This window comes from Bacillus haynesii (genome assembly GCF_014042035.1).
Lineage (GTDB): Bacteria > Bacillota > Bacilli > Bacillales > Bacillaceae > Bacillus > Bacillus haynesii.
The window spans coordinates 3,106,565-3,130,772 of the sequence record NZ_CP059494.1; the positions used below are offsets into that span (position 1 = coordinate 3,106,565).

The window sequence follows — 24,208 nt, forward strand, 5'->3', positions numbered from 1 at the left end:
ATGCCGGTATAGTTTGTGAAACATTTCACAAGTAAGATTAAAAATTTTTATCCCTGAAGTGAATCTTATGCGGATTGTCTGGTTTATTTTGGCATCAGTCCTCCTTTTCTGTGGCTGAATTTATCATATCACGAATTTTAAATATAAGTTTGTGAAATGTTGAACAAAGTATGAAATTCATTCTTGAGTAAAATAAGAATGCACCCCGAGATCCGGGGTGCAGCTTTTAATGCCAGTCCGTATGAAACACGCCTTCCATATCCGTCCGCTCATACGTGTGAGCGCCAAAATAATCGCGTTGCGCTTGCAGCAGGTTTGCGTTTGAGCGGCCCGTCCGGTAGCCGTCGTAATAGGAAAGGGCTGTGCTTAAGCACGGGAATGAGATGCCTGAGCTGATGCCTTCGCAGACGACCTTTCGCAAGCCGGACTGGTATTCTTTTAGTTTCTCAGCGAAGTCAGGTGCGACCAGCAGGTTGGACAGGTCCGGCTGTTTGTCGAACGCTTCGCTGATGAGATTTAAAAATTGTGCGCGGATGATGCAGCCGCCGCGGAAGATGAGGGCGATGTCCTTTAACGGCAGGTTCCATCCATTCAGGTCAGACGTCATTTTATATTGAGCGAAGCCTTGTGCATAGGCGCAGACTTTTCCCATGTATAATGCCTGTCTGACGTGGTCGATCCACACCTTCTTATCCAGGTGCTGTTCTTCTGTTTCAGGTCCGGCCAATACTTTTTCCGCAGCTGTCCGTTCGTCTTTTAATGATGACAGGTAACGGGCAAACAGGGATTCCGTGATAATCGATGATGGAATGCCGTTGTCGACGGCCTGCAGGCTCGTCCATTTGCCCGTGCCTTTTTGGCCGGTTTTGTCGAGGATGACGTCGATGAGCGGAGCGCCCGTTCGCTCATCCTTTTTCCGCAGGATCTCCGCTGTGATTTCGATTAAATAGCTTTTCAGCTCTCCTTGATTCCATGTGTCGAAAATGTCAGCGATTTCATCTATCGGCAAAAGAAGCTTTTCTCTTAAAAATGTATACGCTTCGGCGATGAGCTGCATGTCTGCGTATTCGATGCCGTTGTGCACCATTTTGACAAAATGACCCGCGCCTTTCGGACCGATGTAGACACAGCATGGATCTTCTCCCACTTGGGCAGCAATTTTTGTAAGAATCGGAGCTGCTTTTTCGTAGACGTCCCGATCTCCGCCGGGCATAATGGATGGGCCTTTTAAAGCGCCGACTTCGCCGCCGGAAATGCCGATTCCCAAGTAGCCGATTCCTTTTGATTTCAAACTGTCATATCTTCGTTCTGTATCTTCGTAGTGGGAGTTGCCGCCGTCCATGATGACGTCCCCTTCTTCAAGCAGAGGAACGAGCGAGTCAATGACAGAATCGACCGGTTTACCTGCTGTGACCATAAGAAAGATTTTTCTCGGTTTTTCTAAAGACTTTACGAAATCTTCAAGCTCATAGTACGGATTGACTGTTTGGCCTCCCGTTTTTTGGACGAGTTGATCGGTTAAATCCCTTGTGTAGTTATAGACGGCGACTTGTTCGCCTTTGCTTGCCATGTTCAGGGCGATATTGCTCCCCATGACCCCCAAACCTATGACACCGATTGTATTGCGCATGTAATACCTGCTCCTTCATTAAAACTTTTTTATACAAATAGACTTAACAATAAAGTAAATCCTAATCCGGCCACCGCAATAATTGTTTCAAGCAGTGTCCAGGTGGCAAATGTTTCTTTCATGCTTAGGCCGAAGTACTCTTTGAACATCCAGAAGCCCGCGTCATTGACATGGGAAGCGATTACACTTCCGGCCCCTGTTGCAAGCACAACCAGCGCAAGATTGACATCGCTTTGTCCGAGCATCGGAAGAACGAGTCCGGTCGTGCTTAATGCAGCAACTGTCGCGGAACCTAAAGAGATGCGCAGAATCGCGGCGATGACCCAGGCGAGCAAGATCGGTGACATGGCTGTTCCTTTGAATAATTCAGCTACATAGTCGCCTACTCCGCCGTTGATCAAGACTTGTTTGAAGGCTCCGCCGCCCCCGATGATCAAGAGCATCATTCCGATTTGTGTAATGGCAGTTGAACAGGAATCCATCACTTGTTTGATCGGGATCTTTCTGGCGATACCCATTGTATAGATCGCGACCAACAGGGAGATGACCATCGAAGTCGAGGCATTCCCGATTAAACGAACCGCTGCCAGCAGGCTGTTGTCTGCAAGTCCCATCGTTTCTTGAATGAGCGTAATAACAGTCGAAATAGACATGATAATGACCGGAAGCATAGCTGTGAAGACGCTGATGCCAAAGGCTGGCGTCTCTTCAAGCTTGAACGTTTTCTGCTCACCGAGTGAAGCGATGCTGCCCATTTTTTCAAATGATTGCGGGACGATTTTTTTCGCCAGTTTCGTAAATAAAGGTCCGGCCAAAAGAACGGTTGGAATTGCAACAATGATACCGTAGAGCAGCACTTCCCCGATATTGGCGCCGAGTTCTCCCGCGATAGCCGTCGGTCCCGGATGCGGAGGCAGGAAGCCGTGTGTGACGGATAAGGCCGCCGTCATCGGAATTCCAAGGTATAAAATAGAAATCTTCAATTCTCTTGAAATGGCGAATACAATTGGAATCAATAAAACCAATCCGACTTCGAAGAATAATGCAACCCCGATGATAAAGGAGGCGATGACGACCGCCCATTGGATGTTTTTCTCCCCGAATTTGTTGACGAGGGTCATCGCAATGCGCTGAGCGCCCCCTGAATCCGCGATCAGCTTGCCCAGCATGGCGCCGAGCCCGAAGATTAATGCGATATGGCCAAGCGTTCCGCCGAGCCCTTCTTCAATCGTTTTGACGATGTCGTCAAGCGGCATTCCGAGTGCCAAAGCAACACCGAACGATACGATAATTAATGAAACAAACGTATTCAGTTTTAACCCCATAATCAAAAGCAATAGTGCGACAATCCCGATTGCTACGATCACTAATGGCATGATAACGCCTCCAATTCTCCCCTATTTTTTGCTGGATAAGCTTCTTTGATAATTTGCAATTTGTGTATACTCGTTTTCCAGTGCTCGAGATAAGTTGATAAAGATCGGCATTAATTTTCTGTATTCATTGGCCGATTCTTCTTTCGGCGCGTGTCTGTGCGTGCTTCCGATCATGTCGGAGACGACATCGAACGAATCGATTTTTCCCGTCGCGTACAGCCCCAAAATGCAGGCTCCGAGACAAGAGCTTTCATAGCTTTCCGGCACGACGACTTCCGATTCGAAAATATCGGCCATCATTTGCCTCCATACATCAGACCTTGCGAAACCTCCGGTCGCTTGAATTCGGGCAACTGGACCGTCCATGCATTCTGTCAACGCCAGGAAGACGGTGTACAGATTGTAAATAACCCCTTCCAATGCCGCGCGAATCATGTGTTCTTTTTTGTGCGACATGGTGAGGCCGAAGAATGAACCGCGCACATCCGGATTCCAGAGCGGCGCCCGTTCGCCTGCGAGGTATGGGTGGAACAGCAGTCCGTCGGCACCCGGTCTGACGCGTTCGGCAATTTTGGTCAAGACATCGTATGGATCAATGCCGAGACGTTTTGCCGTTTCGATTTCTGATGAAGCAAATTCATCTCTGATCCAGCGAAGGACGATCCCGCCGTTGTTGACTGGCCCGCCGATGACCCAATGGTTCTCAGTTAAGGCATAGCAAAAGATTCTGCCTTTTTCATCGGTCTGCGGCTCATCGATAATCGTGCGAATCGCACCGCTTGTCCCGATGGTGACGGCGATTTCGCCTTTTTTAATCGCGTTGACGCCGAGGTTGGACAGCACGCCGTCGCTGGCACCGATGACAAACGGCGTTTGCGGATCGATTCCCATCATCGCCGCCAGTTCCGGATTGCAATTATTGAAAATGGCTGTTGTCGGAACGAGCTTTGATAAGTGGTCGGGCGTGATGCCGGCAACGGTCAGCGCTTCTTCGTCCCAGTTCAATGTTTTGAGATTCATCATTCCCATCGCCGAAGCTAAGGAGTGATCAACGACATATTGATCAAATAGTTTTTTGAAAATATATTCTTTGATTCCGATATATTTTTTCGCTTTGGCAGCGGTTTCAGGATGTTCGTTTACAATCCACGCGATTTTGCTTAGCGGCGTCATTGGATGAATCGGCGTTCCCGTCCGTTTGTAGATATTGTGCCCGTTCATTTCTTCTTTGATTTTATGAGCCCAGCCTTCGCTTCTGTTATCTGCCCAAGTGATGCAGGAGGTGAGCGGCTTGTCGTTTTCGTCCATCGCAATCACGCTGTGCATCGCGCTGCTGAATGAAATGAATGACGGCTGTTTGTCAGGATGCTGCTGCATGATTTTCGCCGTTGACTGGATGACGGCCTGAAAGATCTCATCCGGGTTTTGTTCAGCGGTCGAGATGTCCGGTGTGTGAAGCGGGTAGCCTATGCTTTCCTTTTGGATCACGTCCCCTTTTTCACTGAATAAAACCGCTTTCGTGCTTGTCGTACCAATATCTATGCCTAACATATAACTAGTCATTTACTTGTTCGGCCCCTTTCGTCAGCATTTGTTGCGACAGCCACAGATCTTCAACTTTACCTTGCACGTCATCGAAATTTTGATGTAGGGATTTAAGCATCAGATCCCTGTCTTTCGTTTTGATCGCTTGGATATAAAGTTCATGGTTATCGAGAATTCGTTCAAAGTCTTCGTATTTTTCTTTTAAGCGGGCCCGCATGGATAAAAGAATAAAGCTTTCCATCACAGGTTTGAGATTGTTCCATATCATCAAAATGTAAGAATGATTGATGGAGCGGACAATCGTTTCGTGAAATAAGACGTCTTGAAATGAGAACTCGTCGGCATCTTTGTATTTGATGGAGACTTTCATCATCTCCAATATTTTGCTGAGGTCTGTTACCAGTTCGTCGACATTGGCCCGTCCAAGCCGTTCGAATACGAATGTTTCCATCACCAGGCGCACATCATAAATTTCTCCAATTTCTTTTTCGGTTAAACCGATGACAACGGCGCCCATCCGTTCCAAACGGATGATTTTTTCCGATGCCAGTATTTTTAAAGCCTCGCGGATGGGAGACCGGCTCACCGAGAATTCCGCAGCCAATTTATTTTCAGATAAAATGGTACCGCTTTCAATCAAGCCGGAAATAATGCGCATTCTCAGCTCGCATGCGACGCGAACACCTGTTGAAGCTCTTGAAAGCCACTTTTCCGGATATAAAAGGCCTTTAGATTCGCTCATACACTCACCTTCCTGTTATACGAGTATACTTGTATACAAGTATGATAACGCGATTTTTTTGATTATGCAAACACTTTCATTTCAAATTTTCCGAAAAATTTTTTCCATTTAGAAACCATTTGTTTTGCAGAAGCGCATTGAAAGCCCCGCTGAAGCAAAAAAGTAAAGGGAGCAGGGGCCCTTTATGTTTTGACCATTTCTGTGGCAATGTTGTACAAAACCTTTGGAAACACCTATCTTGGTTTCGTTTGTTAATTTAATTAATTAACCGTGGTACAATAAAACCTACGATAGGTGTAAATGGAGGATTTCACATGCAGCGCGGTACATTTCAATTAATGAAATCGGTGAACAAATCGATCATTCTTAATAAAATCAGAACTTCAGAGCCGATTTCGAGAGCCGAGATCGCCAAGGAAACAAAGATTACCCCTCCCACGGTCTCAAGCATCGTCAAAGAGCTGATCGGACAAGGGCTCGTCAAAGAAAGCACGCTCGGTCATTCGAGCGGCGGAAGGAAGCCGACAATGCTGCACATCAACACAGGTGCCTTTTATGTCATTGGCATTGATGCAGGGCCTGAGACGGTGGAGTGCGTCTTAACCGATTTAGCCGGAGCGATTCTGCAGCGGACATCGAGCCTGCTGAAAAAGCCGCTGACAAACGAGAGGTTCATGGATGTTTTAAAAGAAAGTATCTATGCCATTTTGGGACGAGCCGATGTCGATCAAGAAAAGATCATCGGGATCGGCATCGCAATGCACGGGGTCGTCGATGCTGAAACGGGAATGTCGCGCATCGCGCCGATTTTAAACTTAACCAATATTCCCATTAAAGATGTGCTGGAACAAGAATTCAACTTAACCGTAAGAGTTGAAAACGATGCCAGGGCGATGGCGCTTGGCGAATCGTGGTTCGGCGGCTGTGATGATGCAGGCAGCATGGCTGCCGTGAACATTGGCCGCGGCGTCGGTGCGGGGATTGTCATCAACGGAAAACTGTACCATGGAGCTGAAGGAATTGCAGGGGAACTGGGCCATATGATCATTGATATCAATGGAGAAAAGTGCGAGTGCGGCAACCGGGGCTGCCTGCAGACAATTGTAAGCGGAAAAGCGATTGCCGAACGGGGGAAAAAGCGGTTGAAAGAAAGTTCGGACAGCCTGACAGCCAAAGATTTGTTTGAAATGGCCGAGAACGGCTGCCAAACGTGTATCGAACTCTTTCGGGAAACCGGTGTGATTATCGGAATCGGGCTGACCAACTTCATTCATCTTGTCAATCCGGGCAAAATCGTGCTGGGCGGCGGAGTGATGAAGGGCGGGAAGTTCATATTGCCGGCGATACGAGAAACGATACAGCAGAAGGCCTTAACAGCAGAAGCGAGGCAGACAGAGGTGACGATAACGAAGCTCGGTGATGAAGCGACGCTTTACGGAGCCGTTTCATTGCTGCTGGCGGAGCTGTTTGATCCGGTGTTAAAATAAGCTTATTTTTTCGCCTATTTTAACACCGGTGAAGCCTTACTCCTGATGATTGACCGTGCGGATAAAGCGCATGAAAGCTTCGCGGTCTTTGAATACCCCGGCATCCTCAAGGGCTTTAACAAATTTCTGGCCAAGTTCTTTTCGTACAATGGATTCAGCCTGCTCCGGCTCGGACAGCTCTCCGTATTCGGTTTTGAGCTGTTCGGCCCATTCCCGGTGATGAGCTTCAACGGCATCCGACTGTCCGAGCAGGAATTCTTTCACTCCCGCCAATTCGGTCTTTAAGCGGGGAGGAAGGACGGCCAGGCCCATCACTTCGATTAAGCCGATATTCTCTTTCTTAATATGGTGGACGTCAGCATGCGGATGGAATATGCCGTATGGGTGCTCGGCAGATGTCCGGTTGTTTCTGAGCACAAGGTCGATTTCAAAAACGCCGCTAACGTTTCTTGCGATAGGCGTAATCGTGTTATGAGGCGTGCCATCTGTAAAAGCCGCGATATCCGCTTGTCGATCCGAGTAGTTTTTCCAAGTCTGAAAAATATCGTCCGCCGCATCAACAAGGCTGTTGATCGCAGTTCCTTTCAGGCGGATGACGGACATTGGCCATTTTAAAACGGAAGCTTCGATGTCAGGATGCCGTTTGATTTGAAAAGAGAACGCGTCTTCTGCGCGCGTCATCGCAAACTCATATCGTCCGGCCTGATAATGATCATGGCTTAAAATAGACCCGCCGACGATCGGCAAATCGGCATTTGATCCGATAAAATAATGCGGAAACAGCTCTGTAAAAGCAAGCAGTCTGTGAAAGGCAAGCTTATCAATTTTCATCGGCCGATGCTGCTCAGAAAATAAAATGCTGTGTTCGTTATAGTAAGCATATGGAGAATATTGAAAATACCAGTTTTCTCCGGCGAGCCGGACTTTAATAATCCTGTGGTTCGCCCGGGCAGGATATCCGATTCGTCCTGCATATCCTTCGTTTTCTTTGCACAGCAGGCACGTCGGATAGCTGCGTGATCGTTTTGCAGCGGCGCGCTCCCGCTTGATTTGCTCAGGGTCTTTTTCCGGTTTTGACAAATTGATCGTAATATCCATTGTGCCGTAAGGGGTATCCATCTGATACGAAACATTTTTTTCAATTCGTTTTGTCTGGATGTAGTTGCTGTTTTTGTTGAGTTGATAAAAATATTCGGTGGCCTCCAGCGGCGATTGAGCGTATTTTTGTTGAAACAAGGCATTGATGACAGAAGGTCTTGCAACAAAGCAGTTCATTACGTTTGCCGCCAGCATGTCTTTCACGTCTATGTCGTCAGTTATCACGCCGTGTTCGACTGCATAGTCGACGAGTTTTTCCAAAAGGTCGGGGATGGAGTCACCGGAAGCCGCAGGGGCTTCTTCAGGAAACGATTCCAAGCCCAGCAGATTCATCACTTGGTTGCGTGCGTAGTTCACGTCAGCCGGTTCAATTAACCCTGCTTCAAGCGCTTTTTGAATAAGTCCGGCTATGTCTTGTTCAATCATGTTGACACTTCCTTCCTGTACCCGTTTGGATGTGAGGAATGCCACTTCCAGGCGTCTTCAATGATCTTTGCTACAGAAGTGCGCGAAGGCCTCCAGCCCAGAACTTGCTTTGCCTTGTCAGATCCGGCAATCAGGATGCTCGGATCGCCGGATCTGCGCTTGCCGATCTCGGCGGGAATGTCTTTCCCGGTTACCTTTCTGGCCGCATCAATCATTTCTTTCACCGAGAATCCTTCGCTGCTGCCGAGGTTGAATATATCGCTTTTGCCGCCTTTTCTTAAATAGTTTAATGCCGACAGGTGGGCGTCAATCAGGTCTTCAACATGAACATAGTCACGAATGCACGTACCGTCGGGTGTATCATAGTCATCACCGAAAATCGTAACATGCGGTCTTTGTCCGAGAGCTGCTTGCAGGATGATGGGGACAAGGTGTGTTTCCGGACGGTGGTCTTCTCCGATCTCTCCGGTTTCCCTTGCTCCTGCAACATTGAAGTACCTGAGAGACACAAAGCTGATCCCATGGGCTTCTTCAGTCCGCTTCATGAGCTTCTCCATGATCAGTTTCGTTTCCCCGTAGGTGCTTGTCGGCTGTGTCGGCATGTCTTCTGTGATGGGCACCGATTCAGGCTCTCCGTAGACGGCCGCGGTCGAGGAGAATACGATTTTTTTCACATCCTGCTCGAGCATCGTCTGAAGCAAAACCTGTGTTCCCGATACATTGTTATCGTAATATTTGAGCGGATCTTTCATCGATTCGCCGACAAGTGAACTGGCGGCGAAGTGGATCACTTCTTCAATACGTTCCTTTTCAAAAACAGAGCGAAGGAAGTCGAGATCGCGCACATCCCCTTCATAAAAGGCTGCATCAGGATGTACCGCATGCCTTTGGCCGGTCTCGAGGTTGTCAACGACAACGACGTTTTCGCCTCTGTCTATTAATTGGTACACGGCGTGAGAACCGATATAGCCGGCACCGCCCAAAACCAACACACTCATATCTATTCCCCTTTCTATATTTCTTTGGCGCCTTCGCCTATCGCAGCAGTATAAAAAGCGGCATCATAGCCAACCGTTTCGCGGTAGACGGCATTCACGCGTTCTTTAAAGCTGTCTGTCCGGTCTTTTTCTACAATCGCAATCGCACAGCCGCCGAACCCGGCGCCGGTCATGCGGGCACCCAGGACACCGTCCTGTTCCCAGGCTGCCTGGACAATGGTATCAAGCTCCAGCCCTGTCACTTCATAATCATCCCTTAATGACACATGAGATTCATTCATCAGCTTGCCGAACCCGGCGAGGTCGCCCTCGCGAAGTTTTTCCAGCGCTTTCAGCGTCCGGGCATTTTCGTACACAGCATGCTTGGCGCGTTTTTGATTGGTTTCATTTCGGATGAGGTGCTGATGGGCTTCAAATGTTTCCGCCGTCAATTCGCCCAGACTTGCAATCGATAACTCCTGCCGCAGGTCGCCGAGCGCCTCTTCGCATTGGGCTCGCCTTTCATTATATTTAGACCCGGCCAGCGTCCGCTGTTTGTTTGTATTGATGATGATCACATCGTGTTCCTTCAACACGAAGGGAGCGTATGTGTAATCAAGTGTACGGCAGTCTAACAGAATCGCGTGATCCTTTTTCCCCATGCCGATCGCGAATTGATCCATAATGCCGCTCCCCACGCCGATGTACTCGTTTTCGACTTTTTGTCCGAGCTTAACCATGGAGATCGTGTCTGTCTGCAAATCATAAAGCCCTTTTAACAAAACGCCTGTCGCAAGCTCAATCGATGCGGAAGAAGAGAGGCCCGCCCCGTGCGGAATATTTCCGTAATACAAAATATCGGCGCCGTGAACGATTTGATGGCCTGCCGCTTTCATCAAAAGGAACATTCCTTTCGGATAGTTGGCCCAGCCGTCAGACTGGTCAAAGGTTAAATCGCTCAAGCTGCATTCAATTATTCCTTTGTCAGGGAAGTTCTTTGAATAGAAACGGATCATTTGATCATCGCGCTTTACGCCAAGGGCATAGGTGCCAAATGAAATCGAGGCGGGGAAAACATGCCCTCCATTATAATCTGTGTGTTCGCCGATTAAGTTGATTCTTCCAGGAGCAAAAAAGGTTCGCGGTGTCTTTTCTGTCTTAAAAATAGAACGAAAGTCGTTTGATAAAGCGGCTGCAGTATTCATATGTCCTCCCATTCGTTTGACGTGCAGACTTAATAAATTAATTTAATTAAGTTTAATCTCAGTTTACTACGGGTTTTCAATTGGTGCAATAAAAAGTGTTTTTTCAATTGAAGCGTTTTCATGTAAAATCCTTATTGGCAGGTATAGGGCAATCAGCACTTGACTTTTACGCAAATCAACGTTAAATTAGTAAAATATTTTACTAAAAATAAAATCCCTTTTAAAAATAAAGATGTTCACATGGAGGTTTTACAATCGTGGCGACGATAAAAGATGTTGCAGAAAAGGCGGGGTATTCCATCTCAACGGTTTCCCGTGTATTGAATAATGACGAAAGCCTTTCCGTACCCGATGAGACGAGGGAAAAAATATTTGAAGTGGCGGAAAGACTGAACTACCGCAAAAAAACGATTAGGACACTGGTGAAAAACATCGCGTTTCTGTACTGGCTGACGGATAAAGAAGAGCTTGAAGACGTGTATTTTAAAACGATGAGGCTGGAAATCGAGAAGCTCGCAAAGCAATTCAACGTTGAACTGACGACCTATAAAATTTCGGGCGGCATTGACGCCATTCCCGAAAACATAGAAGGATTCATTGCGGTCGGTTCATTTTCAAATGATGAATTAATCCGACTAAGACAGATGACGCCTCACGGAGTATTTATCGATTCGACGCCTGATCCGAATCACTTTGATTCAGTCAGACCGGACTTAAAGCAGATGACGAGGAAAACGGTAGACTTTCTCATTGAAAAGGGGCATGAAAAGATCGGCTTTATCGGAGGTACGTACCACAATCCCAATACCGATGAAGACGAAATGGACGTAAGAGAACGAACGTTTCGCGATTATATGAGGGAAAAAGGGCTCTTGGAGGAAAGCTTTATTTTTTGCCGCAGGGGATTTTCGGTGGAAAACGGCTACCATCTGATGGAAAAAGCGGTTGAAACATTGGGCGAAAAGCTGCCGACGGCCTTTTTTACAGCGGCGGACCCGATTGCCGTAGGCTGTCTTCAGGCTTTAAATGAAAAAGGGATCGCCATCCCCGGCAGGGTGAGCATCATCAGCATCAACAACATCAGTGTGGCGAAATACGTATCTCCACCGCTGACGACATTCCATATCGATATTAAAGAACTTTGCAAAAACGCGATTGAATTGCTTCTTGAACAAATACTTGAAAAAAGAAAAGCTGTAAAAACGCTATATATCGGTGCTGAACTGGTGGTCAGGAAAAGCACCAATTAAGAAAGGCGCGGGCTGCTGATTAACAGGCCGCGCCTTTTCGTAAAATATTTTACTATAGTCAGTAAAATAATTGTTTACACTTTTCCTGAGTCATGCTATATTGTTTTTGTAAAACGCTTTCACTCCAATAAAAGGAATGAGACAAATGATGAATATGAAAAAATATGTTGGAATCAGCAGTGTCATTGCTCTCAGTTTGTCTTTAACTGCCTGCGGGCCTAAAGAGAGCAGCAATGAAGCATCAGGCTCGAAGCAAAAGGAACTCGTGGTCTGGGAAGATAAAGAGAAAAGCGAAGGCATTAAAGATGCCGTCGCCCAGTTTGAAAAAGAGCACGGCGTATCTGTCAAAGTCGTTGAAAAGCCTTACGCAAAGCAGATCGAAGACTTGCGGATGGATGGACCGGCAGGAACGGGGCCGGATGTGTTAACGATGCCTGGAGATCAAATCGGAACAGCGGTTACGGAAGGTTTGATCAAGGAATTAAAGGTGGACAAAGAGATCCAGTCGATCTATACGGAACCTGCAATGAGATCCCAGATGACAAACGGCAAGGTCTACGGCCTGCCGAAAGCGGTCGAAACGACGATGCTCTACTATAATAAAGATTTGATTTCTGAAAAAGAACTGCCGAAAACGCTGGATGAATGGTATGAGTATTCCAAAAAAACGGCTGACGGCAAAAAATTCGGCTTCCTGGCGCTGTTTGACCAGATTTATTATGCGCAGAGCGTCATGGGCGGATACGGCGGCTACATTTTTAAAAGCGATGCAGACGGTACTTATGATCCGGCCGATCTCGGCTTGAATAACAAAGGTGCAGTCGAAGGTGCCGAGTACATTCAGAAGTTTTATCAAGATGGGCTGTTCCCTGCCGGAATTATTGGGGAGCAGGGCATCAACGTGCTGGAATCGCTGTTTACGGAAGGAAAGGCAGCAGCGATCATTTCAGGCCCGTGGAATCTGGAACCGTTCAAAAAAGCGGGCATCAACTACGGGGTTGCCAAGCTTCCTAAGCTGTCCAACGGCAAACATATGAGTTCTTTTGTCGGTGTGAAGAGCTACAATGTAAGCGCTTATTCAAAGAATGCCGATCTAGCGGAAGAATTAGCCGTTTTCCTCGCTAATAAAGAAAACTCAAAGAAGAGATATGAGATCACAAAAGAAGTTCCCGCTGTCAAAGAACTGGCGGATGATCCTGCCGTCACAAAAAGCGAAGCGGCTCAAGCTGTTGCCGAGCAATCTCAGTACTCAGAGTTGACGCCGAATATTCCTGAGATGAATGAAGTATGGACGCCGGCGGATGCGGCTCTGCAAACAATCGCAACCGGAAAAGCCGAACCGAAAAAAGCGCTTGATCAAGCCGCGGAAACGATACAAGGACAGATCAAAGCAAAGCACAGCGGCAGCAAATAAGCCGCAGCAGTGGTGTCAAACTTGTCTTAAGTTTGGCGCCATTTATTATCAGGACGTCCATATAAAGAGGTGAAAGAGAAGGTGCAGCATCGCAAAAAAGCTTTACTATTATCGATTATTCCCGGTCTGGGCCAATTCTACAATAAACAATGGATAAAGGGTCTGTTATTCCTTCTTTTAGGCGTCTCGTTCTTCACGGTTTTTGGTGATTTGCTGAATATGGGGCTGTGGGGCCTGTTTACGCTTGGAACCGAAGTGCCGCGCGACAACTCGATTTTTCTATTGGCAGAAGGCATCATTGCCGTGATTGTCACCTGTTTTGGGCTGGCTGTCTATTACGCCAATTTGCGGGACGCCTACCAAAACGGAAAGCGGCGCGATGAACAAAAGGAGCTCAGTTCACTCAAGGAACAATATCATCATTTAATGGCTCAGGGATATCCGTATCTCATCAGCGGACCATCGCTGTTCATCCTGATTTTTGCCGTTGTTTTTCCGATTTTGTTCAGCTTTGCATTAGCTTTTACAAACTATAACCTTTACCATTCTCCGCCTGCCCACCTTGTCGATTGGGTAGGACTTAAAACGTTTTCCGAAATTTTCACCGTTGATATTTGGCGGTCGACTTTTTTGGATGTTTTAGCTTGGACTATCGTCTGGACGCTTGTCGCTTCCACGCTCCAAGTCGGGTTGGGAATTTTGTTGGCGGTTGTCGTCAATCAGAAGGAAGTCCGCTTCAAAAAATTTTTCCGGACGATTCTGGTCTTGCCTTGGGCCGTGCCCGGTTTTGTTACCATTCTCGTGTTTGCCGGCCTTTTTAATGACAGCTTCGGTGCTTTCAATCATCAAATCCTCGCCGCTTTCGGCATCGATCCGATTCCTTGGATGACGAATGCCAATTGGACGAAGCTGGCGCTGATCCTCATGCAGGGATGGCTCGGATTTCCTTATGTGTTCATTGTGACGACCGGTGTGCTGCAGTCGATTCCGGACGACCTTTATGAAGCGGCGACCATTGACGGAGCCTCCGCGTTTTCGAAATTCAGGCATATCACATTGCCGCTGATTTTAATCGCGATGGCGCCGATTATCATTACGCAATTCACTTTTAATTTTAATAACTTCAATATTATCTATCTATTCAATGGGGGCGGTCCGGCTGTTCCGGGGTCAACAGCGGGAGGAACCGACATCCTGGTATCCTGGATTTACAAATTAACGATGCAGTCGAGCCAGTACTCTTTAGCTGCCGCATTGACGATCCTGCTGTCGGTATTTGTCATCTCGATCGCGCTGTGGCAGTTCAGACGGACAAATTCTTTCAAAGAGGGGGCTTAACATATGAAGAAGAGAAGATTCTTTCGGCTCCTTCTGACCTACTTTCTGTTGGTTTTTATGACAGCCGTTATCATATACCCTCTGCTTTGGACGGTGGGAGCCAGCTTTAATCCCGGCAACAGTTTGGTCAGTACTTCTATCATTCCGGCAAATCCGACATTGGATCATTATAGAGAATTATTCGCCGGAAAAGAGAGTCTCCAATACGGGCAATGGTATATAAACTCGCTGAAAATCAGCATCTTTACGATGATCGGATCGGTCATCAGTGTTTCTTTTACAGCTTATGCTTTTTCACGGTTTCGTTTTAAAGGAAGGAAAAACGCTTTAGTTTTATTCATGCTGCTGCAAATGATTCCTCAATTTTCGGCTTTGGTTGCGCTCTTCGTTTTAGCGCAGATGCTGGGAATGATGAACAGCCATTGGCTGCTGATTTTGCTGTACATCGGCGGACTCATACCGATGAACACGTATTTGATGAAAGGGTATATAGACTCCATTCCCATCGATTTGGATGAGAGCGCTAAGATTGACGGCGCAAGCAATACAAGGATTTTTCTGCAGATTATCATGCCGCTATCCAAACCGATGATCGCGGTCGTCGCCATGAACGGATTCACCGGACCGCTCGGGGATTTCGTTTTGTCTTCGACGATATTGCGGACACCGGAGTCGTATACATTGCCGATCGGTTTATACAATTTAGTCAATGAAGTGATGGGAGCCAGCTATACGACGTTTGCCGCCGGCGCCATTTTGATCAGCATTCCGGTAGCCGTCATCTTTATCATGCTGCAAAAGAACTTTGTGTCAGGATTGACGGCAGGCGGAACGAAAGGATAGTCCGAAGGAGAATATGGTCTAAAAAAGGAGAGTAATATGCCAAAAATTTATACGACACAAGCAAAATACATGCTTCACGGGGGAGACTATAATCCGGATCAGTGGCTTGACCGTCCGGATATTCTTGCAGATGACATCAGGCTGATGAAGCTTGCCCATACGAATACATTTTCAGTGGGGATTTTTTCATGGAGCGCTCTTGAGCCGGAAGAAGGCGTCTATACGTTTGAATGGCTGGATGATATTTTTGAGAGCATTCACCGGAACGGCGGCCGGATTATATTGGCGACACCGAGCGGCGCCCGTCCTGCTTGGCTGTCGCAAAACTATCCGGAAGTGCTGCGCGTGAATGCGGAACGTGTCAAACAGCTGCATGGCGGAAGGCATAACCATTGCTTCACTTCATACGTATACCGTGAAAAAACGAGAAAGATCAACCGCTTACTGGCGGAAAGGTACGGCAGCCATCCTGCTCTTTTGATGTGGCATGTTTCCAACGAATACGGAGGAGAATGCCATTGTGATCAATGTCAGCACGCCTTCAGAAATTGGCTGAAAAAGAAGTACAACAATGATCTTAAATCTTTGAATGACGCATGGTGGACACCTTTTTGGAGCCATACCTTCAACGATTGGTCACAGATTGAATCGCCGTCTCCGATCGGGGAAAATGCGGTGCACGGCTTGAATTTAGACTGGCGCCGCTTCGTCACTGACCAGACGATCTCTTTCTTTCAAAATGAGATCGTTCCGTTGAAAGAAATCACGCCGAATATTCCGATTACGACCAACTTTATGGCGGACACACATGATCTCATTCCATTTCAAGGGCTGGACTACAGCAAGTTTGCCAAGCATCTGGACGTAATCAGCTGGGACGCGTATCCCGCCTGGCACAATGATTGGGAAAGCACAGCTGATTTGGCCATGAAAGTCGGCTTTATCAATGATTTGTACCGCAGCCTGAAACAGCAGCCGTTTCTCTTAATGGAATCGACGCCGAGCGCTGTCAATTGGCACGATTTTAATAAAGCGAAACGGCCGGGCATGCATCTCCTGTCTTCTGTGCAAATGATTGCCCACGGATCTGACAGCATCCTCTATTTTCAATGGCGGAAATCCCGCGGCTCATCGGAAAAATTTCACGGTGCTGTTGTCGGCCATGACAATTGTTCCGAGAACCGCGTGTTTAAAGAAGTGGCAAAAGTGGGGCAAACCCTTGAAAAGCTGTCTGAGGTCACCGGAACGACCCGGCCTGCGGATGTCGCGATTCTCTATGATTGGGAAAACCATTGGGCGCTCCAAGATGCACAAGGATTCGGGATGAAGACCAAGCTGTATCCCCAAACCTTACACGAGCACTACCGCGCGTTTTGGGAGCGTGATATTCCAGTCGACGTGATTACGAAGGAACAGGATTTTTCATCGTACCGGCTGCTGATCGTTCCAATGCTTTACTTAGCAAGTGAAGAAACGGTCTCGCGTTTAAAAGGATTTGCTGCAAACGGGGGTACATTGGTGATGACGTATATTAGCGGAATCGTCAACGAATCTGACCTGACCTATTTAGGCGGATGGCCCAAAGATCTGCTAGAGATGTTTGGCATGGAGCCTGTTGAAACCGATACGCTCTATCCGGGCGACAAAAATGCAGTCCGTTATCAAAACCGGTCGTATGAGCTAAAAGATTACGCGACCGTGCTGAAGCTGGATACGGCAGATCCAGAGGGATTCTATGAGGACGATTTTTATGCGGACACGCCGGCTGTTACGAGCCATCCATACAAACAGGGGAAAACGTATTATATCGGTGCGCGTTTAAGCAGCCAATTTCATCGGGATTTTTATAAAAAATTGATCAGAGAGCTATCGATTCAACCGGCTTTTGACGTGAAACACCAGCCTGGCGTCTCCGTTCAAGTCAGACATGATGAAGAAAATGATTATATCTTCATCATGAATTTCACAGAAGAACGTCAGTCCGCCGTGTTGGAGTCGGCCGTTAAAGATATGCTTACCGGAGAAACGCTGGCCGGCGAAGTCACATTGGAAAAATATGAGGCCAGAATAGCTGTAAAAGCAAAAACATAAGCCCGAGGGACATCCGCTTTAAAGTGGATGTTTCTCTTGCTGAAGCAATGAAAGCGTTTTCTTGTTTAGTGTCAATCATGAAAGGGGAGAAGCGAGCTTCATGAAAAACGTGCTGGCTGTTTTTGTGGTGGTGATTTTTGTGTTGGGCGCATTTGGAACCAGCGGTCCGGCGGAAGCCGTCAGAGGTTCAAGGGCGGCAGAAAGCGGCCTTTTTGTCGAAAAGGTCTCAGGGCTTCACAAGGATTTTATAAAAGGGGTTGATGTTTCGAGCATCATCGCTTTGGAAGAGAGCGGCGTCGCCTTTTACAATGAATCCGGAATGAAACAGGATATATTCAAAACGCTGAAGGAAGCAGGCGTCAATTATGTCCGGGTGCGCATATGGAATGATCCCTATGATGCCAACGGCAACGGCTATGGAGGGGGCAACAATAATTTGGAAAAAGCGATTCAGATCGGAAAACGGGCCACTGCCAACGGAATGAAGCTGCTGGCGGATTTCCACTATTCCGATTTCTGGGCGGACCCGGCGAAACAAAAAGCGCCAAAAGCATGGGCGAACCTAAGCTTCGAAGATAAAAAGACGGCGCTTTATCAATATACAAAACAAAGCCTTGAAGCGATGAAAGCAGCGGGCATCGACATTGGCATGGTGCAGGTCGGAAACGAAACAAACGGGGGCTTTGCCGGTGAAACGGATTGGGGGAAGATGAGCCAATTATTCAATGCGGGGAGTCAAGCGATCCGGGAGACGGATTCGAATATTTTAGTCGCCTTGCATTTTACCAATCCGGAGACGTCCGGCAGGTACGCTTGGATTGCCGAGACGCTTCATCGGCATCACGTAGACTACGATGTGTTTGCAAGCTCGTATTATCCGTTTTGGCATGGCACGCTGAAGAATTTAACATCCGTCCTGACATCAGTCGCAGATACGTACGGCAAAAAAGTCATGGTTGCCGAGACATCTTATACGTATACGGCTGAAGACGGAGACGGGCACGAAAATACAGCTCCTAAAAACGGTCAAACACTGAATTATCCGGTCACCGTTCAAGGGCAGGCGAACGCGGTCCGTGATGTGATTCAAGCGGTCAGCGACGTAGGTGAAGCCGGAATCGGCGTTTTCTATTGGGAACCGGCATGGATTCCGGTGGGGCCGGCTCACCAGCTCAAGAAAAATAAAGCCCTTTGGGAGACATACGGCTCAGGCTGGGCCACAAGCTATGCCGCTGAATATGACCCGGAAGATGCAGGAAGGTGGTTTGGCGGCAGCGCCGTAGACAATCAGGCATTGTTTGATTTTAAAGGACGTCCATTGCCGTCGCTTCATGTGTTTAAATATGTTGATACGGGAACACCATAACAAAAATTGACTTGTAGCCGATTTCTAAGATAAAGGCGAACGCCGATTGCCGGAAAGCAATGAAAAAAGGCCGGATGATATCCGGCCTTTTTTTCGTGAAAGGACAGTCAGAAAGAGTTTTTAAATGTTTCTCCATCCATTTGACGGAGAGATAAAGTCCGCTTAACCAGCGGTTACCGTTTGAAATGCATCTTCTACAGGTACGTATTCATATCCAAGGTCGCGGGCGACGGCCTTGTAGGTGATGCTTCCGTTTGCAACGTTGACGCCGAGAGCGAGCGCCTGATTTTCGGCGACTGCTTGTTCAACGCCTTTATTTGCAATTTGCAAAGCGTAAGGCATGGTGACATTTGTTAAGCCGATCGTTGATGTACGTGGAACGGCTCCCGGCATATTGGCGACGGCATAGTGGACAACGCCGTGCTTCGTATAAGTCGGATCATCATGCGTGGTGATTTTATCAACCGTTTCAATAATGCCGCCCTGGTCAATCGCCACGTCTACAACAACTGAGCCTGGGGACATCGACTGAATCATCTCTTCTGTGACAAGCTTCGGCGCTTTTGCACCAGGAATTAAGACGGCGCCGATGACTAGGTCTGAGTCTTTTACGGCTTCCGCAATGTTGAGCGGGTTGGACATAAGCGTTTGAATGTCTTTGCCAAACTGGTCATCGAGCTGACGGAGGCGCTCAGCGCTCAAGTCGATCAAAGTGACGTCAGCACCAAGTCCGACAGCGATTTTGGCAGCGTTCGTACCGACCACTCCGCCGCCGATGATCGTGACTTTGCCGCGTTTTACACCGGGTACGCCCGATAACAGGATGCCTTTGCCGCCTTTTGATTTCTCAAGAAATTGCGCACCGATCTGTGAAGCCATGCGTCCGGCGACTTCACTCATTGGAGTCAGGAGCGGAAGCGTCCGGTTCACTTCGACCGTTTCGTAAGCGATGGCTGTGACGCCGCTGTCCACAAGCGCTTTCGCAAGCTTAGGTTCAGCTGCTAAGTGCAGATACGTAAATAAAACAAGTCCTTTTCGGAAATAGCCGTATTCAGAGCTGATCGGCTCTTTCACCTTCATGACCATATCCGCTTTTCCCCACACATCTTTCGCTTCAACCAAAATCTCCGCTCCGGCTGCTTTGTAGTCGGCATCATCAAAGCCGCTTCCAAGTCCGGCTCCCTGTTCGATTAAAACTTGATGACCGCTTTTTTTTAGCGCGACTACTCCGGCCGGAGTAATGGCTACACGGTTCTCGTTGTTTTTAATTTCTTTAGGAATTCCAATGATCATGATGTCGTCCCCCTCAAATGAAATATGATTCTATCGCTAGTATAAATCTCTGAATCGGGAAGAGCATCGTGTGTAAAATTAAAAATGTAAGCGCTTTTTTGTGAAATTTAACAAATTGGTGAACGTTGAATAAGGTGAAAGGCTTGATGAGATAAGTTATCTTTTAAAATTTTTTTCTTTTAAAAATAGCTTTGTTAAAAAAACAAATGTAAGCGATTACATTTTGTGTCATTTCACAAACATAACCATTTTCCGTTGTGATAGAATATCTCATGCAGCTATGAAAGCGTTATCTTTGTCAGGAGTGAGTCATATGGATATCTTAGAAATACTAGGCAAGATTAATAAGGTACTATGGGGGCCGCCCAGTTTAATTTTATTATTTGGGACAGGCTTATTTTTAACGATTGTTTTAAAAGGACTGCAATTTCGCCGCCTGATCTATGCGTTTAAGATCGGGTTTGGCAAGGAAGACAGCAAAGACGCGGCTGCCGAAGGGGATGTAAGCCATTTTAAAGCTTTGATGACAGCGCTTGCCGCCACGATCGGAAACGGAAATATCGCAGGTGTCGCGACGGCATTGACACTCGGCGGACCGGGTTCGATCTTTTGGATGTGGGTTGTCGGGCTGTTGGGCATGGCAACGAAATACGCGGAAGCCTTACTCGCTGTTAAATTCCGCGTAAAAAATGAAAAAGGGGAATATTCAAGCGGGCCGATGTATTATATCGAACGCGGACTCGGCCGCAGATTTAAAGGACTCGCCATCGCCTTTGCGCTGTTTGGAGCTTTTGCCGCTTTGGGGATAGGCAACAGTGTCCAATCCAATACGATCGCTGATATTACGAAGAACAGCTTCGGCATCGAAAACTGGGTGACAGGGCTGATTCTGGTCATTCTCGTCAGCGTCATTATCTTCGGTGGCATCCAGCGGATCAGCACGGTTGCCAGCTTCTTTGTACCGATCATGGCTTTTCTTTACATGGGCGGGGCGATTTTGATTCTGATTTTGAATTATGACAAGATTATTCCGGCTTTTGAGCTGATTTTCTATTATGCTTTTCACCCTGTGGCCGCAGCCGGCGGCTTCCTTGGAATAGCCGTATCTGAAGCGGTTCGGAACGGGGTATCCCGCGGTATTTTTTCAAATGAAGCAGGCCTTGGGACGGCCGCGCTAATCGCCGGAAATGCGCGTGCAGACCATCCGGTAAAACAGGCGCTCGTCGCAATGACCGGGACATTTATCGTTACGATCGTGGTGTGTACGATGACCGGTTTAACCCTTATCATTACCGGTTTCTGGGACCCGTCTGGCGGCTTGGTATCAGGTGTGGCCCATAATGCCAGCCTGGAAGGCGGGGCATTGACGAGCGCGGCTTTTGCCTCAGTACTCGGCGCGGCAGGCGAATACATTGTGTCGCTGTCGGTGATTTTCTTCGGGTTCTCTACAATTGTCGGCTGGTATGTTTACGGAGAAAAGTGTTTCGAGTATTTGGCCGGCTCCAAAGGAATTGCGGGCTACAGGCTGGTCTACATCCTCGCCTGCGGCATCGGGACGATTGCCAACCTCGTCACCGTCTGGGCGTTTGCCGATATGGCGAATGCGCTGATGATGATTCCAAACCTGATCGCCATCCTGCTGCTTTGGAAAGTCATCAAAGCAGAGACAAATGATTATTTCCATCACTTCTATGAACATACCAAATCGGCGGGTCCGCCAAGTAAATCAATTCATTAATCATTCAAAAGCTCTGCCTTCCCGGCAGAGCTTTTTCTTCGGCTTACATTCATACAAAATCTCAAATTTTGACGAAAAATGTCGATACTATGAAATGAAGAAGATATTTAATTTGAAAATTGCATTTCATCATTGATGACATAAAGGAGAAAGGATCACCATAATGAAAGTGAAAACAAAACTGCTGGGAATCATATCAATTTTAGTCGTTTCAATCCTCGGAATCGGAGGTTCCTCTGTTTTTATGATTTCTTCTACGGTGAAAAAGAATGAAGAACTTAAGGACAAGATGGAATTTCAAAAAGAGATTAAGCATATTCAATACCGTCTGACCGGCTTGTCGAATGACGAGAGAGGCCTTATTATGAACGGAGACAATGAATACAGTGAAGGAATGAAGGATAAGGCTGACGATGTTTTAAAGAGTCTTGACCGCGCCGGCAAACTGATCCGGGAAGAAGCATACAAAGCAAACGTCGAAGAAATTAAAGAAAATTTCAAGGCTTATTGGGATTTAAATCAACAAGTCATGCAGACTTACGCTTCAAGCCCTAAAAAAGCCGAATCGATCCATTTCGGAGAGGAAAGAACATTAAGAAAAGATGTCCTCGATCCGTCTGTCAATCAGCTGGTCGAAAGCCTGGAACAAGAGGTGGAAGATCTGAAGGCAGAGATCAGAGCCAATGGGACGATGAGCGAATGGGTCATCATCATTGTCACAGGAGTATCAGCCCTATTGGGAATTGTTTTGAGCCTGCTGCTCTTGAAGTCTATTCTGGTACCGTTGAGAAGCCTGAATCAGCAGCTTGAGGAAATCGCCCACGGCGAGGCGGATTTAACCAAAAAAGTGATCGTCAAAAATAAAGACGAGTTCGGCCAACTTGCAAATTCTTTCAATGCTTTTGTTCAGTCGCTGACGCAAATTGTGAAGCAGATCAGCAGCTCGTCTGAACAAGTCGCCGCATCCTCTGAACAGTTGTCGGCAAGCGCGGAGGAATCGAAATCGACCTCCGAGTTGATTTCGGAAGAGATGCAGGCGATTGCGGACAGCAATATGACGCAGAGCGAAATGACAGAAAAAAGCTCGGAATCGATTCATGAATTGCTGGACCGTTTATCATCCGTTGCCTCCAATACAGGCAGCATAGCGGATTTGTCGTCTTCGATGAGAGACAAAGCCGAAATCGGCTCCGAGTCCGTTCATAAAATGCTCGAACAAATGAATTTCATTGATAAATCCGTCGACTCAGCCGGCAGCGGCCTGCAGGCGCTCGTGTCAAGCACGGCGGAAATCAGCAACATTTCTTCGCTCATCACCGATATTTCGGAGCAGACGAATTTGCTGGCGCTGAACGCGGCAATTGAAGCAGCAAGAGCGGGAGAACAAGGAAAAGGGTTTGCCGTCGTAGCGGAAGAGGTCCGGAAATTGGCGGACGAAACGAATAAGTCCGCGAACCACATTCAATCATTGGTCACAACGATCCAAAATGAATCGGTAGAAACGGTAAATAATATTAAAGTCGTTCAAGAAAATGTTAGCTCCGGAATCGCTCTGTCCCAAGAGACGACCGGCAATTTCAACGAAATTTTGAACTTGGTGGAACAGGTTGCTTCTCAAATCCAAGAAGTCGCAGCTTCTACTCAGCAGCTGACATCAGGTGTCGAAATGGTTCAAAACACCATTCAAACATTGGCATCCGGATCACAGGAAACGTCAGCCAGCACAAAAGCGGTTGCTTCCTCAACCCAGGAGCAGCTGGCTTCGATGGAAGAAATCTCTTATGCAGCAGAATCGCTGTCTCAATTGGCTGAAGAACTACAAACCGTCATCAACCGATTTAAATATTAAGCAGAAAACCCCATCAGGCGATGGGGTTTTAATTGGTTTTCATGGCGGCCAAAGCGCCCTCAGGGATTTCTTCTTCGTGTACTTCAGTCAAGCTTTTGCCTTTCGTTCCGTACGCCCATACTTTGATGAAAGCGCCGGGAAGCAGTTTTTTGTCTGCCTCTGCGTTAATCTGCTGTTTATGTCCGCTCGCGTCATATCCGGTTAATGTATAGTTGTACTTTCCATTATTCAGCTTTTCTGCATGATCTTCAGCTTTGAGATAATAAGCCTCAGGCTTTCCTTGGCCTTGTATGAAATCATCGGCCAGCGGCACAAGGCCCCCTGTCGCTTTCTGCAGGATAAAAACACCGGCAACTGCGATCAGAACAGCGGCAATCAGGCCGCCCGCTTGTGTCTTCATATACCTTCTCCTCTTTCATTCAGTTTGTGGATGGTATTATTTTATAAAAGAAGCTAAGGGAGAAGATATTGATTCATATTACAGTACACTTACATGATTGTAAGGTAGGACGGAATGAGGCGGCTTTTGTTTATCAGAGC

The 24,208-nt window shown here is 47.3% G+C and carries 18 protein-coding genes; 9 read left to right on the top strand and 9 right to left on the bottom strand.

The annotated features are described in order from the left end of the window. Positions 1-226: 226 nt before the first annotated feature. From gnd to H2R00_RS15455, 4 genes are read right to left on the bottom strand one after another with little or no spacing between them, the layout of a single operon-like run. The gene (gene gnd / locus H2R00_RS15440) at positions 227-1,630 is read right to left on the bottom strand and encodes a decarboxylating NADP(+)-dependent phosphogluconate dehydrogenase (protein WP_182069657.1); all 1,404 of its coding nucleotides are present in this window, start codon (positions 1,628-1,630) and stop codon (positions 227-229) included. A 29-nt stretch (positions 1,631-1,659) separates the two neighbouring features. Continuing rightward, positions 1,660-3,006, bottom strand: a complete 1,347-nt coding sequence (locus H2R00_RS15445; protein ID WP_154999253.1) for a GntP family permease — start codon at positions 3,004-3,006, stop codon at positions 1,660-1,662. 21 nt (positions 3,007-3,027) lie between these two features. Continuing rightward, positions 3,028-4,569: a gluconokinase gene (gene gntK / locus H2R00_RS15450; protein ID WP_182069659.1), complete on the bottom strand. Its 1,542-nt coding sequence runs from the start codon at positions 4,567-4,569 to the stop codon at positions 3,028-3,030. Further along, positions 4,562-5,293: a GntR family transcriptional regulator gene (locus H2R00_RS15455; RefSeq protein ID WP_182069661.1), complete on the bottom strand. Its 732-nt coding sequence runs from the start codon at positions 5,291-5,293 to the stop codon at positions 4,562-4,564. The genes gntK and H2R00_RS15455 overlap by 8 nt, the downstream gene beginning before the upstream one ends. A gap of 314 nt (positions 5,294-5,607) precedes the next feature. On the opposite strand from H2R00_RS15455, the gene H2R00_RS15460 reads away from it, so the two are divergent. Next, positions 5,608-6,780, top strand: coding sequence for an ROK family transcriptional regulator (locus tag H2R00_RS15460; RefSeq protein WP_154999256.1), 1,173 nt, complete (start codon positions 5,608-5,610; stop codon positions 6,778-6,780). Positions 6,781-6,816: 36 nt separating this feature from the next. Here H2R00_RS15460 and galT read toward each other — a convergent pair whose 3' ends face one another. The 3 genes from galT to H2R00_RS15475 are packed head-to-tail and all read right to left on the bottom strand — an operon-like array spanning position 6,817 to position 10,486. Next, on the bottom strand, positions 6,817-8,304 hold the full coding sequence (galT, locus tag H2R00_RS15465) for a UDP-glucose--hexose-1-phosphate uridylyltransferase (protein WP_154999257.1): 1,488 nt from the start codon (positions 8,302-8,304) through the stop codon (positions 6,817-6,819). Beyond that, positions 8,301-9,302: a UDP-glucose 4-epimerase GalE gene (galE, locus tag H2R00_RS15470; protein WP_182069663.1), complete on the bottom strand. Its 1,002-nt coding sequence runs from the start codon at positions 9,300-9,302 to the stop codon at positions 8,301-8,303. Before galE ends, galT begins: the two co-directional genes overlap by 4 nt. Positions 9,303-9,316: 14 nt before the next feature. Further along, complete coding sequence (locus H2R00_RS15475; RefSeq protein ID WP_154999259.1) at positions 9,317-10,486, bottom strand: galactokinase; 1,170 nt, start codon at positions 10,484-10,486, stop codon at positions 9,317-9,319. A gap of 257 nt (positions 10,487-10,743) precedes the next feature. On the opposite strand from H2R00_RS15475, the gene H2R00_RS15480 reads away from it, so the two are divergent. The 6 genes from H2R00_RS15480 (at position 10,744) to ganB (ending at position 18,788) form a co-directional block, all read left to right on the top strand. Continuing rightward, positions 10,744-11,736, top strand: coding sequence for a galactan degradation operon transcriptional regulator GanR (locus H2R00_RS15480; protein WP_182069665.1), 993 nt, complete (start codon positions 10,744-10,746; stop codon positions 11,734-11,736). Between the two features lie 145 nt (positions 11,737-11,881). Beyond that, positions 11,882-13,150, top strand: coding sequence for an arabinogalactan oligomer ABC transporter substrate-binding protein GanS (gene ganS / locus H2R00_RS15485; RefSeq protein ID WP_182069667.1), 1,269 nt, complete (start codon positions 11,882-11,884; stop codon positions 13,148-13,150). An 81-nt stretch (positions 13,151-13,231) separates the two neighbouring features. Then, the gene (gene ganP, locus H2R00_RS15490) at positions 13,232-14,488 is read left to right on the top strand and encodes a galactooligosaccharide ABC transporter permease GanP (RefSeq protein ID WP_154999262.1); all 1,257 of its coding nucleotides are present in this window, start codon (positions 13,232-13,234) and stop codon (positions 14,486-14,488) included. Between the two features lie 3 nt (positions 14,489-14,491). Then, a complete protein-coding gene (ganQ, locus tag H2R00_RS15495) occupies positions 14,492-15,331 on the top strand; it encodes a galactooligosaccharide ABC transporter permease GanQ (protein WP_182069669.1) in 840 nt (279 codons plus the stop codon). Between the two features lie 36 nt (positions 15,332-15,367). After that, positions 15,368-17,422 (top strand): beta-galactosidase GanA, encoded by a 2,055-nt coding sequence (locus H2R00_RS15500; protein ID WP_280527936.1) that lies wholly within the window; start codon positions 15,368-15,370, stop codon positions 17,420-17,422. Between the two features lie 100 nt (positions 17,423-17,522). Continuing rightward, positions 17,523-18,788, top strand: coding sequence for an arabinogalactan endo-beta-1,4-galactanase (gene ganB, locus H2R00_RS15505; protein WP_154999265.1), 1,266 nt, complete (start codon positions 17,523-17,525; stop codon positions 18,786-18,788). Positions 18,789-18,950: 162 nt separating this feature from the next. Here ganB and ald read toward each other — a convergent pair whose 3' ends face one another. Beyond that, a complete protein-coding gene (gene ald / locus H2R00_RS15510; protein WP_182069671.1) occupies positions 18,951-20,081 on the bottom strand; it encodes an alanine dehydrogenase in 1,131 nt (376 codons plus the stop codon). Positions 20,082-20,394: 313 nt separating this feature from the next. Between ald and H2R00_RS15515 the strand changes: the two genes are divergently transcribed. Together H2R00_RS15515 and H2R00_RS15520 are read left to right on the top strand one after the other, a co-directional pair. After that, the gene (locus H2R00_RS15515; protein WP_182069673.1) at positions 20,395-21,819 is read left to right on the top strand and encodes an alanine/glycine:cation symporter family protein; all 1,425 of its coding nucleotides are present in this window, start codon (positions 20,395-20,397) and stop codon (positions 21,817-21,819) included. Between the two features lie 163 nt (positions 21,820-21,982). Next, entirely contained in the window at positions 21,983-23,668 is a 1,686-nt protein-coding gene (locus H2R00_RS15520) for a methyl-accepting chemotaxis protein (RefSeq protein ID WP_154999268.1), read from the top strand. A gap of 28 nt (positions 23,669-23,696) precedes the next feature. Here H2R00_RS15520 and H2R00_RS15525 read toward each other — a convergent pair whose 3' ends face one another. After that, positions 23,697-24,068 carry a YxeA family protein gene (locus H2R00_RS15525; RefSeq protein ID WP_154999269.1) on the bottom strand — a complete coding sequence of 124 codons (372 nt, stop codon included), beginning with the start codon at positions 24,066-24,068 and terminating at the stop codon, positions 23,697-23,699. Between the last annotated feature and the right edge of the window lie 140 nt (positions 24,069-24,208).